Source organism: Candidatus Limnocylindrales bacterium (assembly GCA_035626395.1).
Lineage (GTDB): Bacteria > Desulfobacterota > Binatia > UBA1149 > CAITLU01 > DASPNH01.
Genome location: DASPNR010000024.1, coordinates 1 through 14,728 on the forward strand (window position 1 = coordinate 1; position 14,728 = coordinate 14,728).

The window sequence follows — 14,728 nt, forward strand, 5'->3', positions numbered from 1 at the left end:
CCTGCTGCGCCGCTACGGCGACGAGATCGCTCTCGGCCGCTTCACGATCAGCGACGATTCCGACCAGATCTCGATCCTGCGCGGCGCGATGCGCGAGGTGAAGATGGACAGCGCCGCGCTGCAGCCGGCGCAGGTGCTGTCGCGAATCTCGCTGCTCAAGGGACGCCTGTACACGCCCGAGTCCGCGCTCGACGCTGCAACCGACGACAAGGAGCAGCTCGTGGCGCACGTCTGGAAGCGCTACGACGAGCAGCTTCGCCGCTCGCGGGCGCTCGACTTCGACGACATCCTCCTGCAGGCGCTGGCGCTTCTGAAGAAGAAAGGCGGCGCCGCCGACCTGCTGCGCGAACGGTACCGCTACGTCATGGTGGACGAATACCAGGACACCAACGGCCCGCAGTACGAGATCGTGCACGCCATCGCCCGCCGCCACGGGAACCTGTGCGTGGTCGGCGACGACGATCAGTCGATCTACGGCTGGCGCGGCGCCGACATCGGCAAGATCCTGAGCTTCGAGCGCGACTACAAGAACGCGACGGTCATCAAGCTGGAGACGAACTATCGCTCCACGGCCCACATCCTCGACGCCGCCAACCGCGTCATCCGCAACAACCCGAACCGTCACGACAAGACTCTGCGCGCCCACGCCGGTCCGGGAAGCCCGGTGCGCGGCCTGCTGCTGGACGACGAGAACGAGGAGGCGGCGCACGTCGTCGGCGAGATCCGGCGGCAGGTCGAGGCCGGCCAGGCGAGCTGGGGCGATTTCGCCATCCTGTTTCGAACCGGGCCGCAGGCACGCGTGTTCGAGGCCGAGCTGCGGGCCGAGCGCGTGCCCTACACGCTGGTCGGCGGCATGTCGTTCTTCGACCGCAAGGAGATCCGCGACATCGTCGCGTACCTGAAGGTGCTCGTGAATCCCGACGACGAGCTGGCGCTGCTGCGCGTGATCAACTGCCCGCCGCGCGGCATCGGCAAGGCTTCGATCGACCGCATCCTGCAGCATGCGTCCGATCACGGTGTGTCGGTTTCGGAAGCCTTCTCACGCGCGGCGTCGGTCGACGGCGTTCCGGCCGCGGCTGCCGAGGCGTGCACCGTCTTTCTCGGCGTTCTGTCATCCCTGCGCACGTGCGGGCTGCCGCTGGAGAACCTGGTCGCCCATGTCATCGAGACCGTCGCCTACCGCACCGAGGTCGAGCGCAGCTATCCCACGGCCGAGATGCAGGCGCAGCGCTGGGGGGCCGTCGAGGAGGTCGTGAACTTCGCCGAGAACCACCGCCGCCGGCACGGGGCCAAGGCCACGCTCGAGAGCTTTCTGCACGACCTGGCTCTCGAAGCCGACGACGACCCGACCAGCGGCGACTCCCGCCGGCGAGACAGCGTCACGCTGATGACGCTGCACGCGGCCAAGGGCCTCGAGTACCCGAAGGTCTATCTCGTGGGGCTCGAAGAGGGCCTGCTGCCGCACGCACGCGCGGCGGCGGAAAACAGCATCGACGAGGAGCGGCGCCTCGCCTACGTCGGCATCACGCGGGCGCGCGAGGAGCTCACGTTCACGCGCACACGCAGCCGAGCGCGCTACGGACGGCGCGAGCCCTCGATGGCCTCACGGTTCCTGTACGAGTTTGCGGGACAGAAGCCGCCGCCGGACTGGGTGCCGGCGGGCGAGAAGCGGCCGCTGATCGGTGCCGGCGCCGGCAAGAAGCCGGCGGCCAAGGCGGCCGCCGTGCGCAGGAAGCGGCGGCCGGCGAGGCAGGCCGCAAGGTAGCGAGCGAGCTACCCGCCGATCCCGAGCTCTTCCTGCTCGAGCTTCCTGGCCTTGTCGCGCAGGTCGGCCGCGCGCTCGAAGTCCAGACGGTCGGCGGCCTCGCGCATCAGCCGGCGCAGTCGCTCGATCTCCGCCTTGACGTCGCGCTCGCTCTGATAGCGCGGGCCCTCCTCGGCCACCTCGGGGATGGGCGCATAATCCATCTCGGCGAAACGGATCAGCGGATCCTCGATGGCCTTGCTGACGGTGCGCGGCGTGATGCCGTGCTCGGCGTTGTAGGCCGTCTGGATGGCGCGGCGGCGGTCGGTCTCCTCGATGGCCTGCTTCATGGAATCGGTCATCACGTCGGCATACAGGATGACCTTGCCGTGCAGATTGCGCGCCGCGCGCCCGATCGTCTGGATGAGCGAGCGCGCCGAACGCAGGAAGCCCTCCTTGTCGGCGTCCAGGATCGCCACCAGCGAGACCTCCGGAAGATCGAGGCCTTCGCGCAGCAGGTTGATGCCCACGAGCACGTCGAAAACGCCCCTGCGCAGGTCGCGGATGATCTCGGTGCGCTCGATCGTATCGATGTCCGAGTGCAGGTACCGGACGTTGACGCCGATGTCGCGGTAGTAGTCGGTCAGATCCTCGGCCATCTTCTTGGTCAGCGTGGTCACGAGCACGCGCTCGTTCGCTTCCACGCGCTTTCGCACCTCGTCGAGAAGATCGTCGACCTGGTTGCCGGCGCGCCGCACCTCGATCTCCGGATCCACCAGGCCAGTGGGCCGTACGAGCTGCTCGACGATGACGCCGCCGCTCCGCTGGATCTCGTAGTCGCCCGGAGTTGCCGAGACATAGACGCACGGCCCGATGATCCGCTCGAACTCCTCGAACTTGAGCGGCCGGTTGTCGAGCGCCGAGGGCAGGCGGAACCCGAACTCGACCAGCGTCTCCTTGCGCGAGCGATCGCCGCGGTACATCGCCCCGATCTGCGGAACCGTCACGTGGCTCTCGTCGAGAAACACGAGGAAGTCCTTGGGGAAGTAGTGCAGCAGCGTGGGCGGCGTCTCGCCGGGCTTGCGGCCGGTCAGATGGCGCGAGTAGTTCTCGACGCCGGGGCAGGTGCCCATCTCCGAGAGCAGCTCGATGTCGTAGAGCGTGCGCTGCTCCAGGCGCTGCGCCTCCAGCAGCTTGCCGGCCAGGCGCAGCTCGGCCAGGCGGGTCCCCAGTTCCTGGCGGATGCCCTCGAGCGCGTTCTTCATCGTCTGCGCCGAGGTCACGTAGTGGCTGGCCGGATAGACGCACAGCCGCTCGGTGCGGCCGGTGACCTTGCCGCGCAGCGGATCGATCTCCTTGATCGCCTCGACCTCGTCGTCGAAGAACTCGACGCGCACTGCGCGCGAGTCCTCGTAGACGGGGAATATTTCGACGACGTCGCCGCGCACGCGGAACGTGCCGCGATGGAAATCGATGTCGGAGCGCTTGTACTGGATGCGCACCAGCTTCTCGAGCACCTCGTCGCGGTCGATGCGCATGCCCTCTTCCAGGAACAGCAGCATCTCGAAATACTCGTGCGGCGAGCCCAGGCCGTAGATGCACGAGACCGACGCCACGATCAGGACGTCGTTGCGCTCCAGCAGCGCGCGCGTGGCGGAGTGGCGCAGCTTGTCGATCTCGTCGTTGATGGAGGAATCCTTCTCGATGTAGGTGTCGGTGGAAGGGACGTAGGCCTCGGGCTGGTAGTAGTCGTAGTACGAGACGAAGTAGCGGACCGCGTTCTCGGGAAACAGCAGCTTGAACTCGTTGTAGAGCTGCGCGGCCAGGGTCTTGTTCGGCGCCAGCACCAGGGCGGGCCGCTGCGAGCGGGCGATCACGTTGGCCATCGTGAAGGTCTTGCCCGAGCCCGTGACGCCGAGCAGCGTCTGATGGCGCAGGTCCTGCTCGATGCCTTCGGTCAGCGCGGCCACGGCCTCGGGCTGATCGCCCTGAAGCTCGAAGTCCGTGAACAGATGGAAGCGGCCGGTACGTTCCACGACCTGCCAAGCTAGCGCAGGCCATCGGTGGAACCGAGCCATTTCCTGCCCAGGAGCCGTTTTGACCTGAGGCGGCCCCGCACCTAAGTAGGCGCGGTGCTGCGCCTCATCTTCACGATGGTCATCACCATCCTCATCGGCGTCGGGCTCGGCTACTTCATGTGGGGCAGCCGCGTGGTGCGGCTGACCGAAAGCCTCAATCAGATCACGCTGGAGTACGACGCCTTGCGCAGCGAGCTGGCCACTCGCCCGCCGCGCGCCAGCGGCGGCGGCCCGGTGCCGAGCGACGAGCTTCGCGTCATCAACGAAGGCGTGGCAGCGCTGCGCCAGGAACAGGCGGCGCAGAGAGTTCTTCTCGATCAGCTCACCGCCACCGCGGCAAACCCCGGCGGCGCAGCCGCAGCCACGGCGTGCGAAGACAATGCGCGCAACCTGCGAACCGAACTCGATCGCTGCAATGCCGACAAGCAGGATCTGCAGGCGCGCGTCAACGGCGCGCCCCGCTCTCCTTCGCCGAGCGAGCCGCCGTATTCTCCGCCGATCCCGCGCCGCCCGGATCCCCGCTACGACAATCGCTACTGAGCGCTAGTGTGCCGGCGCTTCGTCCGGCGGCGGCGCGTCTTCGGGATGGACGTCGCCTTCGGGCGCCGCCTGCGGCCGCGGCCTGGCCGCGGGCTTTTGCGCTCCGGGAGCGGGCCTGGCCGGCGCCGGCTCGGCCTTCTTGTCCTGCTCGGCGCGAGGCGGCGCGCCGTCGACGTAGCCGAGACCGCGCAGCTGTTCCCACGTCTTGTCGTCGACGGGCATGTCGGTGGCCTCGCGCGCGGCCTGCTCGTAGCTGTCGATGAGCTGGGGCACGCGGCCGATGGCCGCAGCGACGTCCGGCATGACCTTGCCTTCCATGTCGCGGCCGATGGGTTGCCCCATCAGATAGAGCACCGTCGGCGTGACGTCCTCGATGTACGTGCGCGCTCCGGTTCCGGGCTCGATGCCCGGCCCGTGCACCAGGTAGATGCCGTCGGCGTGATGCGTGCCGATGTGCTTGGTCTTGTCGGGCGTGCTTTCGAAGCCGTGGTCGGAGGTGATGACGACGTAGAAATCGTCGCCCTCCACCGCTGCCAGCAGCTTGCCCAGCGCCTCATCGGTCTTGCGATACGAGTCGGCGACGGCGCTGCCGTAGCGCTTGGCGCGCTGCGGGTCCATGCCCTCGTAGTCTTCGGCGTGGCCGTAGGCCCAGTACGGATGGGAGACGCGGTCCACCAGCGTCATGATGAACGCGAACAGCTTCCAGTCGTCTCCGGCGTACAGCGTTGCCGCCCTGGCCTGGATGTCGAAGACCTGGACGAGGTGCTCGTAAAGGTACTCGGCGGTATCGGGCTGATTCCAGCGGCTCCAGCCCGGGCCCTCGGGGATGTAGGGCTCACCGAGCTTCTCGGAGACCTGCGCGCGCAGCTCCTTGGGATGGCTCATGATGATGCCCTCGTCGGTGCGATACAGCGGCGAGACGTAGAACTTGTCCGCGTCCAGACGCTTGACGCGCATGACGCCGGCGTAGTTCGGCCGCGATTTCACCTTGGCCTGGAACCATGGTGACCACGCGCCCGGCTCCAGCTTCTTGACGTTGGCCAGGATGGCCTCGGCGTTGTCGCGGTAGGCCACCGAGACCTTGGGCTCCAGCAGCGCCTGCTCGGTGAAAACCTCGCCGGTGTTGCCGGAGAACGTCGAGCCGCTCAGAGGAAAGCCCGAGAGCATCACGCCCTTGACCGGGTCGGGCGGGAACGTGGAGGGAACGTTGAAGACGTGCGTCTTCATGTCCTTTTCGCGCAGGATCTCCCAGATGGCGTTGACGCGCCGATGGATGGACTGGGAGGTCTTCCAGTCCTGCACTCCATGCGTCTTGTGGCCGAAGCCCGTGAAGATGGTCGTCCACACGACCGGAGAGAGGATGGGCGGGCGCGATTCGAGGATTCCGTGCAGGCCCTCCTTGTAGAGACGGGCGAGGTTCGGCAGCTCCCCTCTCTCCATCATCGGCTCGATCTCGGTCCAGGTGCCGCCGTCGATGCCGAGCACCATCACGCGCGCGCCGTCCTGCGTTCCATCGGATGTGCAGCCGCCAGCGAGCGCCGCCGCCAGCAAGAGCACGATCGTCCATCGCTTCATTCCAGACTACCGTTCCTCGTCCGTTTCACGCGCGGCCAGGGCTGCCGCAGCGGTGCGCGCGGGCGGCAGACGCACATCCGCACGCAGAAGGGGTAAGAGAATTCTTAGACTTCTTGGGGGTCTGCAGCTAGAGTTGCCCACGAGTCCTCCCATGGCAAGTCTCGTGTTGCGTACGCTGACCGTCGTACTGACGGCGTTGGCCCTCTCCCTTTACTCGCGCGCACCCGGTGCCGTCGCCCGGAGCGACACGCCGGTATGCGAAGGATGCAACGTCATCCTCATCTCCTTCGACACCGTGCGCGCGGACCACATGAGCCTGTATGGCTACGATCGCAAGACCACGCCGAACGTCGACCAGTTCGCGCAGGACGCCGTGGTGTTCGAGAAGGCGATCTCGCAGGCTGCGTGGACCCTGCCGGCGCACGGCTCGATGCTGAGCGGGCTGTATCCGGGCCGGCTCGGCGTCGTGCACTATCCGGCCGTCCGCGTTCTGCCGCGGGTCAATCGCGTCCTGCCCGAGGTTTTCGGCGCCGCCGGCTACGTGACCGGCGGCTTCAACGGCGGCGGGTTCGTGTCCGACCACTACGGCTTCGACCGCGGCTTCGACATCTACAAGAGCGGCGGCCGGCGCTTCGAGCACAACCTGGATCGGGCGATCGCCTGGCTGCGCACCAATCGCGAGCGCAAGTTCTTCGCGTTCATCCATGGCTACGACGCGCACCGGCCGTACTACTCCAAGCCGGCCGACAAGAGGGCCATGGACCTCGATCCCGGCGCCGCCACCGAGCAGGGCCGCTACTGCCTGCGCGACAGCCGCGATGAGCCGAGCAACGAGGATCTGCAGCGCATCATCCGCTACTACGACGCCTCCATTCATCACGGCGACCGCTCCCTCGGCGTCCTCTTCCGCGCGCTGCGTCAGCTCGGCCTGATGGAGAAGACGGTCATCCTGTTGACCTCGGACCACGGCGAGGAATTCTTCGAGCACGGCAACTGCGACCACGTCCGCTTTCTATATCGCGAGACGGTGCACGTGCCTTACGTCCTCTACGTTCCCGGCTACTCCAAGGGTGGGCGCCGCGTGTCCGGACAGATTCCGGCATCGATATCGGTGGCGCGCACGCTGCTGGACATCACCGGCATCGAGCACGCCATGCCGGGCGTCTCGCTCGTGCCCATGCTCGAGCGCAAGCAGCGCGAGTTCCCGATCGTCTACAGCGAGGCCAGCAGCACCGCCGGAACTCTGGGCAGCCGCGGCAAGTGCATCGCGATCACGCGACCCGATGCCAAGCTGATCTCCTACACCGACGAAGGCGTCGACGAAGCCTACGACCTCTACAAGGACCCTCACGAGACCGAGGTGCTGCCCGAGGATCACCCGGCGTACGACGCCCGCCGCACGCTCCGGGCGTTTGCCAGCGCGCAGCAGGCTCTTCCCAAGCCTTCGGCGACTCCTCCGCCGGCGGAAGAGCAGGAAGCCTCCGTGAACGCGGGCGCGCGCAACGGAGCCGTCGGCGACGAGGCAGACGAGCAAGCGCCCGATGCGGAGCTGGATGAGGAAGGCGATGCGGGCGAGCCGCTCCAGGCCGTCGAGCCCGAGCAAGGCGGTGAGGGCCAAGCGCCGAACGAAACCGGCGGCGGCGCCGACGCGGACGACGAAGCGATGATGCCGGTGCCCGAGGAACTCGAGGAACAGCTCAAGTCGCTCGGTTACCTGGAGTAGCGACCGCGCAGGCGTAGGCCCGCGCTTGCCGGTTCATCCGCGCGGGCAACGTCACGGGCATGCTCGCATGGGCGCGCATCGCGACGACGCCTAGACCGCCCTCGCTTCCGACGGCACGCGCGCACGAATGAAGGCGAGAGTGCCGAACGGAGTCATCCACCGCTCCGTTTCCGCCACGTCGCGGAAGCCTGCCGCGCTCACCAGCGACGGCAGCTCGCCGGCCAGATTGGCGGCCGTCGTCTCGTCGCCGTCGAGCAACCGGAAGCTGATCGCGGCGATGCGCATGAGAGCATTGTGCGGCCTTCCCCAATCGGCGATGTGCAGCTCGCCGCCTGGGCGCAGCAGTGTTCGTGCTGCCGAGAGCGCTTCGCGTTTCTGCGCCGTCGTCAGGTGGTGCAGCATCAGCGTCGTCAGCACGCGGTCGAACGATGCGCGCTCGAAAGGCGGAGCGGTCGCCGACCCCTGCCGCAGCTCGATGGCAACGCCCGCCGCGTCGACCTTGCGCCTGGCGATGGCCAGGATCTTCGGGTCCAGATCGAGCCCCGTCACGTTCGCCTGCTCGCACGCCTGCTTGACCATCAGCGCCAGCGTTCCGGTGCCGCAGCCGAGATCGAGAACGTCGTGCCCCGCCCGGATGCCCGCGACGGTGACCAGACGGCGCTTGAAGAACCGCTCTCCCGTCAGCAGCGCCACGGTGTCGTAGAGCGGCGTCAGCCAGTCCGCGCCGAGCGCGGGGACGAACGACATCGGTGAGGTCTGCGGCTCGCGTTGCGGATCGTTCATGTCGTTTTCTCCTGCGCAGTTCGCTGCCCAGGCCGGCCGCCCTGCTCCCAGCGGCCGATGCCGGGAAGGAAACGACCGGTGCGCGCCGCATACTCGCGATAGCGGCGCCCGTGCGTTGCCTCCAGATACGGCTCCTCGACCCAGCGCACCTGGAGCTCGAGCGCCAGCACCAGCGCGGCCACCGCCGCAAGGGAGAGAACAGTCGGCACCAGAAGCAGCAACCCCAGCAGCGCAAACGTCATGGCCGTGAAGATGGGATTGCGAACCCAGCGAAACGGCCCGCCGTCCACCAGGTCCGTGCGCGCGCTGGCATCGACGCCGATCCGCCACGAATCGCCCATCGCGAGCTGCGCCCACAACGTTCCGGCCAGACCGCACGCGAACAACACGATCCCAGCGGCGTGGGCGGCAGGCCCGTCCCACGGCAGACGATGCGTCCAGCCTGCAAGATCGGCCAAAGGTGCGGCCACCGCCAGCGCGAGCGCGGCTGCGAACATCACTCCCGCCAGCCATTCGAGCGATCCCACGGCGCCGGTGAGCCCGACGAAGCCGGTGGTGCCGGTGCGGCGGTAGTGAATCCAGGCGCGCAGGCCGAAGGCCAGAACACCGAAGAGAACGAGACCGATCAGGGCAACGAGTGGCATCGCGGCAGCTCCTTGCAGCCCGGCAGGCGCCGGGATACACCACTACGAATACGAGCAATTGCTCAGGTTCGCTACTCGGATTCAGGCCCATGCCCCGCACCCGCCGCATCGACACGCTTCGCCCGCGAAAACAGCCGCTTCAGAGCCGGTCGCGCGACACCGTGACGGCGATCCTCAAAGCCGCGGCTCAGGTTTTCACGTCCCGCGGGTACGCCGGCACCACCACCAATCACATCGCCGAGCGCGCCGGCGTCTCGATCGGATCCCTGTACGAGTACTTCCCCAACAAGGATGCGCTCCTGGTGGCCCTCATGGAGGAGCACATTCGCCAGGGCGAGGTCATCCTGGCGCGCGTGGCCCTGGAGGCTCCGAGCGGCCCTGGTCACGTTCGCGAGATGATCAGCCGTTTCGTGACGGCGATGGTGGACTTGCACGCGCGGGACCGACAGCTGCACCGCGTGTTGTTCGAGGAGGCGCCGCTGCCTCGCCGCGTGCGCCGCCAGCTCGCCGAGGTGGAGGAGCGCATCACCGCGCGAGTGGCCGATTACCTTCGCATGCATCCGGCGGTGACTCGCCGCGACCCCGCGCTTGCCGCTGCCGTCGTCGTGCAGACGGTCGAAGGGCTGACACACCGGCTCGTCGTGCATGGAGAGGGGCCGGCGCGGTCGCAGGCGTACGTCGAAGAGATCGTGACTCTGGTGACGGCCTACCTCAACGCTTCGGCCTGAAACGGCAATGGCACCGTACGCACGCGCGCACGGTGCCATTGCCCTTGGCACGCCGCACCGCCGGGCCGGCGATGAAACGTGTTGTCGATGCTTCAGAAGCCCTGGAACGGCCGGTAGTCGATCTCGAAATGATCGCCGACGCGGAGCATCTTTCCGTTGCCCCAGATGGCACCCGCCCACTCCACCTGCAGGCCCGCCCTGATCCGCCCGCGCGTGCACAGCAGCGTGCCGGCGCCGGCGGCCTTGTCGCCGATGTCGCAGACGCGACCGGCGACGTAGATCAGCACGTCCTCGGGCTCCAGGCCTCCGGCCAGTTCGACGCGTGACTGCGCCCGCATCATGAAGCGGCCCGATATGCGCAGCACCACCGCCGTGTCGCCGTCGCCGCCGCCGTCGAGGCGAAGGACCGACTCGTTGGCGCCAAAAACGTCCTCGATGTCGATGACGTTGATCGCCCCGGGAACCGGCGCCGTGATCTGAACAGTCTCGCGCGGGTGCAGCATCAAACGGTCATGGCTCGCGTCGGCGGGCATCAGATCCAGCTCCGAAGCAACGTAGCCGAACGAAGCTCGTGCCATCGAGCATTGCTCCACCAGCGGATGATCGCCGGTCAGGTCGTAGACCCCGCTGCCGTCGTCTTTCGGCGTCAGCGTTCCAGGCGCCAGGCTGTACGCATCGACGTGGGGCAGCCTGGTGTCGCCGGGCATGCCCGTAGCCCCGCCGCCGCCGCTGGCGACGTTCCCGTCGATCCTGGCATTGACGCCGACGCGGATGGCAGTGCGGCCGGTGTCGCGCATCGCGACCGCGTCGCCGCGGTAGGTGGAAGCTTCCCCGAGAGTGAGCGACTGCGCGCACACGTCGCCTTCGATGATCGCGCTGAAGCCCGTCGTCAGGCGGTCGTTGCCAATGGCCGCGCTGGAAGCGAGCGTCCATGGACACAGGTCGACCATGAGCGGCTCATTGCCCGTGCACACGTCGCTCAGGCAGCGATCGCCGATCGTGCAGGGATCCCCATCCTCGCAGATGGCGCCCTCGGCCATGTCATTGCCCCTGCACATGCCGACGTTGTTGCACTGGTCGTTGCGCGTGCACGGGTTGTCGTCGTTGCACGTGGCGCCCTGCCCCACGTGCTGGCAATTGAACTTGCAGCACGAGAACTCGAAGAAGCAGTTGCCGTCGCTGGTGCAGGGATCGCCGGCAGGGTCGCCGTCGAAGTAGAGGCGCCCGCCGGGATCGCACTCCTCGCTGGGCTCGACCACGCCGTTACCGCATTCGGAAGCGTGCGAGGGAACCGCCACCACGAACGCGCCGCCGGCCAGAAAAGCAGCGGCGAAGAGGATCGCGATCGAAGGTGGGGATTTCCCGGTCGCTGCGCTGCCGGCGAACACACCACACCCGGTCACGGTCGCACGAAGAGTGCTCTCGCGTCGCATAGGATGCCTCGATGCCTGTCGATTCGCGGAGAGCGATCGCGCTCCGCCAGGTAGACTCTAGGCATGCGGGTGCGGGGCCGACAAGAACGGTCGGAGCTTCGACCAGAGCATGAAGCGCTTCGAGTTCCGTTCGTTGGCGCCCAATCGTGTCCGACTGCGATCGTCTCTGCCGCCGTCCCGCGCAGCCCGGCCGTGATTTTTCGACGAATGCCGAGCTACGCGTCCGCAGCGCCGCGGTTTGGTGTGGCGGCTCGTCGTTGCGTGCCGACCTCTACGCGGGAGCGGATTGCGCTGCTCATCGGCGACGCGTCAGACGCTTTGTTGGGGGACATGCGCCGATCTCGCACCTGATGGGCAGGGCAGCGAGACCAGCTGCAATGCCGTCTCAGCAGGCCCGCGTCATGCCCGAAAGAGCGGCGGCCGAGGTCAGGTGCCGGACGGAGGGTCAGCCGGCGACATCGTCGAGAAAACGAATTGCGCCCGTCTCCAACTCGTATTCGGCTCCGACGACGACGAGGCGACCCGACACGACGAGCTCTTCCAGGAGCTGACTGCCGTGACGGAGATGATCGACCGAGGCGCGGACGTTGGCGCGCATGGCTTCGCGCGTAACCGATTCTTCGCCCGACCTGCCCGCGGCGCAGGCGCGGACCAGCTCCTCGATGTGCGGCGCGATGCGATCGGTGATCGATCGCAGGTTCTTCGATTCGGGGCCTGCGCCGGTCTCGATGGCATGCACCGTGGCGGCGATGGCTCCGCACCGGGTATGACCCATCACCACCACCAGACGCGAACCGAACTGCGAGGCGGCGAACTCGATGGACCCCACCACCGAGGGTGCGACGATGTTGCCGGCGATCCGCACGACGAAGAGATCACCGAAGCCCTGATCGAACAGGATCTCGACCGGCGTGCGGGAGTCCGAGCAACCGAGAACGATGGCGAAGGGCCGCTGCCCCTGTGCCAGATCGGGACTCCATCCGCGCGTCCCGCTCGTGCCGCGTCCTTCTCGGAACCGCAGGTTCCCGTCGATGAGCCGCTGCAGTGCCTGCTTGGGCGTGGGGGAATCGGGATCGTAGGTGTGTGGCATTGTCGTATCCGTGGCCCGCGCGGCGGGAGCCACGGCCATTTGCCGCAACATCGCTGGACTTACAACCGGCACTCGCTCGCGGCCACTGCCGCGCGATCGCCTCCTCCGACGCCAGTTTTTCGGCTGCTACCGATCGATCATCTTTCGCCAGCACGTCGCGATGTGGTCGCGGATCGCAGTCAGCGTCTCGTCGGTGAGCTGCGCGGCGGTTGTGAGGTCGGGCGGCTTCGGCCACGCAGCGTCGGCGATGGTCGCGCCGGCAATGGTGCGCGGCTCGGCATGGCGTGGAACGACGTGAAAGTGCACGTGCGGGTCCACCATCATCAACATGAGGTAGTTGATCCTGTCGTAGTGGACCAGCGAAGCCAGGTTCGCTTCGATGTCGGCCGTAATGGTCTTGAGCTCGGTGAAGGCGGCTTCGGAGATCGCGGAGAAGGCGCCGACGTCATCCTTGCAGGCCAGGACGAGGCAGCCCGCAGTGACCTGCTTCGGCCGCAGGAGGACGACCCAGTGGTCGTAGTCGGCGATGAGGGTTGTCGGGTAGCCGAATTTCTCGATAGTCGCGTTCATGCCGAGCATCCCTGCCTCGGTGCACGTTTCCATGCCAGCGCGCGTCGGATGGGCGCGGCGGCTGCACGCGGTGGTGCCTCCGCTGCCGCGTCTGGGACTGCTAGCGCGACGCTCTCAGGCCGCTCCCGGGCTCGAGGCGTCGCCGCTTGGCAGCGATCGGACGAAGTGCGCGAACTCGCCCGGCCGCTCGATCAACCAGTCGTGGCTACCGCGCGGCGAGATGAGGGTTGCGGCGTGAGGAATGAGCTCTCGCGCACGGAGCATGCTGTCGAGGAAGGATGTCGTCTTGTCGCGAGCGCCCCAGGCGATCAGCGTTGGGACCTGCACGCGCAGTCCGTATGCGCTCCAGTCGGCGTCGATCGAGGCCCGGGCGTGCGTCAGGAAGCTGCGCGTGTGCGCTGCCAGATTGCGCAGCAGGTGCGGCGTGCCGGCCACCGTAACGCCCGGCTCGTCCAGCGCGTCCATCGCCCGCCGCGCAATCATGTTCAGATAGGACATGCGCGGCTGGAAGCCGACCGGGTCGGCCAGGATGAGCTGGGAGAGCCGCGACGGCCGCAGGCTCGCCAGAAGCAGCGCCGGCATCGCCGAGTTGGAGTGTGCGATGACGATGGGCCGTCTCAGCCCCGCCGTGTCCAGGAAGGAGTCCAGCCACTCCATGTACTGCTCAAAACTCCAGGGCGCCGGCACGGGCGCCGACAGGCCTGAGCCCGGCGCATCGGCAGCCACGACGTGGAAACCCGACAACGCCTCGATCAGGCCGGCGTAGGTGTGGCCGCGGATCAGCGGGCTCGGGAAGAGAAAGACGTCGGGCCCACGGCCGGCCTCGAGCCAATGCTCGGGACCGTCGGCGGTGGTGGTGAGATGCGCGCGGATCATCCGGGGTGCGCGGGAGCGTCCCGCGCCAAGGGGCTTCCAGGACGGCGGCGGCAGTCGATAGATGGCCGGTCGAGAGATTGGCAGCAACCGCCCGCCGCGCTGCATCGGTATTTTGCCCGCGCCGTCCATCCTCTGTATAAGCGCCGGCTGTTCCCCGGTAGCTCAGTCGGTAGAGCGGGTGGCTGTTAACCACCATGTCGCTGGTTCGAGTCCGGCCCGGGGAGCCATCTTCTAAGTGGGCGGAATGTCTCTAAAACCCCGACCGGTCGATGCCGGTCGGGGTTTCTGCTTTCTGCGCAGCGACTTTAGGATCGAGGCGGCGGGTGGGTGTTAAACGATGGCGCCCGTTAGCAGCCCGGCCCGGCTCAGAGTTGGTTGTCGTCTGGCTCTCAGAACGGTTTCGGGCAGAGAGACGGCGCGCGTTTAACAGGCGCGACCATTGACCTACTCGAAGACACACTCTCTGGTTAACGAACGCCCATTCGCCGTGCCGCGCTCTTGCGCGGTGGCTCGCCGCTGAAGGCCGCGGCGCGTCCTCGCCGGCCTGTCCAGCGACACCCACTCTCGCGCACTAAGACGACATCCAGATTCGCGCACCTCGGTTGATCCTAAGTCCTGAGATTCTCGACTGTTCGATTTCGGTTCTGCGTCCTCGGCGACATCCTCCCTTACGATTGCTGGGTCACGGCCCGTTCCAGGTCCCTGAGCCTGTAGCTGCGTCCCTTGATGTCCAGGGCGTGGCTGTTGTGCAGCAGCCTGTCCAGGATTGCGGTGGCCAGCACCTCGTCGCCGGCCAGGATCTCCGAGGACCGAAAGATCCAGATTCGCTACATCCAACCCGGCAAGCCCGATCAGAATGCGTTCGTGGAGCGGTTCAACCGCAGCTTCCGCCAGGAAGTGCTCGACGCTTACCTGTTCGGTTCTGTCGCTGAGGTGCAGGAACT

12 protein-coding genes, 1 tRNA gene and 2 pseudogenes are annotated in these 14,728 nt (G+C 67.2%); 6 read left to right on the plus strand and 9 right to left on the minus strand.

What is annotated here, in order from left to right; genetic code table 11:
• Window positions 1–1,765, plus strand: a 1,765-nt coding sequence (locus tag VEC57_08625) for a 3'-5' exonuclease (GenBank protein ID HYB99190.1), incomplete at its 5' end; no start/stop codon positions are given.
• Between the two features lie 8 nt (window positions 1,766–1,773).
• Here VEC57_08625 and uvrB read toward each other — a convergent pair.
• Window positions 1,774–3,780 (minus strand): excinuclease ABC subunit UvrB, encoded by a 2,007-nt coding sequence (gene uvrB, locus VEC57_08630; protein ID HYB99191.1) that lies wholly within the window; start codon window positions 3,778–3,780, stop codon window positions 1,774–1,776.
• A 96-nt stretch (window positions 3,781–3,876) separates the two neighbouring features.
• Between uvrB and VEC57_08635 the strand changes: the two genes are divergently transcribed.
• Complete coding sequence (locus VEC57_08635) at window positions 3,877–4,362, plus strand: hypothetical protein (protein HYB99192.1); 486 nt, start codon at window positions 3,877–3,879, stop codon at window positions 4,360–4,362.
• Between the two features lie 3 nt (window positions 4,363–4,365).
• On the opposite strand, the gene VEC57_08640 is transcribed toward VEC57_08635, so the two are convergent.
• Entirely contained in the window at window positions 4,366–5,937 is a 1,572-nt protein-coding gene (locus VEC57_08640; protein ID HYB99193.1) for an alkaline phosphatase family protein, read from the minus strand.
• A 151-nt stretch (window positions 5,938–6,088) separates the two neighbouring features.
• On the opposite strand from VEC57_08640, the gene VEC57_08645 reads away from it, so the two are divergent.
• A complete protein-coding gene (locus VEC57_08645) occupies window positions 6,089–7,660 on the plus strand; it encodes a sulfatase-like hydrolase/transferase (GenBank protein ID HYB99194.1) in 1,572 nt (523 codons plus the stop codon).
• Between the two features lie 90 nt (window positions 7,661–7,750).
• Here the strand turns inward: VEC57_08645 and VEC57_08650 are convergent, their stop codons facing one another.
• Window positions 7,751–8,443: a class I SAM-dependent methyltransferase gene (locus tag VEC57_08650; protein ID HYB99195.1), complete on the minus strand. Its 693-nt coding sequence runs from the start codon at window positions 8,441–8,443 to the stop codon at window positions 7,751–7,753.
• Entirely contained in the window at window positions 8,440–9,087 is a 648-nt protein-coding gene (locus VEC57_08655; protein ID HYB99196.1) for an isoprenylcysteine carboxylmethyltransferase family protein, read from the minus strand. The genes VEC57_08650 and VEC57_08655 overlap by 4 nt, the downstream gene beginning before the upstream one ends.
• Window positions 9,088–9,176: 89 nt before the next feature.
• On the opposite strand from VEC57_08655, the gene VEC57_08660 reads away from it, so the two are divergent.
• The gene (locus VEC57_08660; GenBank protein HYB99197.1) at window positions 9,177–9,815 is read left to right on the plus strand and encodes a TetR/AcrR family transcriptional regulator; all 639 of its coding nucleotides are present in this window, start codon (window positions 9,177–9,179) and stop codon (window positions 9,813–9,815) included.
• A 92-nt stretch (window positions 9,816–9,907) separates the two neighbouring features.
• Here the strand turns inward: VEC57_08660 and VEC57_08665 are convergent, their stop codons facing one another.
• The 4 genes from VEC57_08665 to VEC57_08680 form a co-directional block, all read right to left on the minus strand.
• Window positions 9,908–11,218 carry a hypothetical protein gene (locus VEC57_08665; protein HYB99198.1) on the minus strand — a complete coding sequence of 437 codons (1,311 nt, stop codon included), beginning with the start codon at window positions 11,216–11,218 and terminating at the stop codon, window positions 9,908–9,910.
• A 475-nt stretch (window positions 11,219–11,693) separates the two neighbouring features.
• Window positions 11,694–12,338 (minus strand): carbonic anhydrase, encoded by a 645-nt coding sequence (locus tag VEC57_08670; protein ID HYB99199.1) that lies wholly within the window; start codon window positions 12,336–12,338, stop codon window positions 11,694–11,696.
• Window positions 12,339–12,464: 126 nt separating this feature from the next.
• Window positions 12,465–12,908, minus strand: a complete 444-nt coding sequence (locus VEC57_08675) for a hypothetical protein (GenBank protein HYB99200.1) — start codon at window positions 12,906–12,908, stop codon at window positions 12,465–12,467.
• A gap of 114 nt (window positions 12,909–13,022) precedes the next feature.
• Window positions 13,023–13,784, minus strand: a complete 762-nt coding sequence (locus tag VEC57_08680; GenBank protein HYB99201.1) for an alpha/beta fold hydrolase — start codon at window positions 13,782–13,784, stop codon at window positions 13,023–13,025.
• Window positions 13,785–13,935: 151 nt separating this feature from the next.
• Here VEC57_08680 and VEC57_08685 point away from each other — a divergent pair.
• Window positions 13,936–14,011 (plus strand) — tRNA-Asn (locus tag VEC57_08685).
• A gap of 441 nt (window positions 14,012–14,452) precedes the next feature.
• On the opposite strand, the pseudogene VEC57_08690 reads toward VEC57_08685, so the two are convergent.
• Window positions 14,453–14,578: pseudogene (locus VEC57_08690) on the minus strand (ATP-binding protein).
• A 22-nt stretch (window positions 14,579–14,600) separates the two neighbouring features.
• Here VEC57_08690 and VEC57_08695 point away from each other — a divergent pair.
• Window positions 14,601–14,728 (plus strand): annotated as a pseudogene (locus VEC57_08695) (transposase).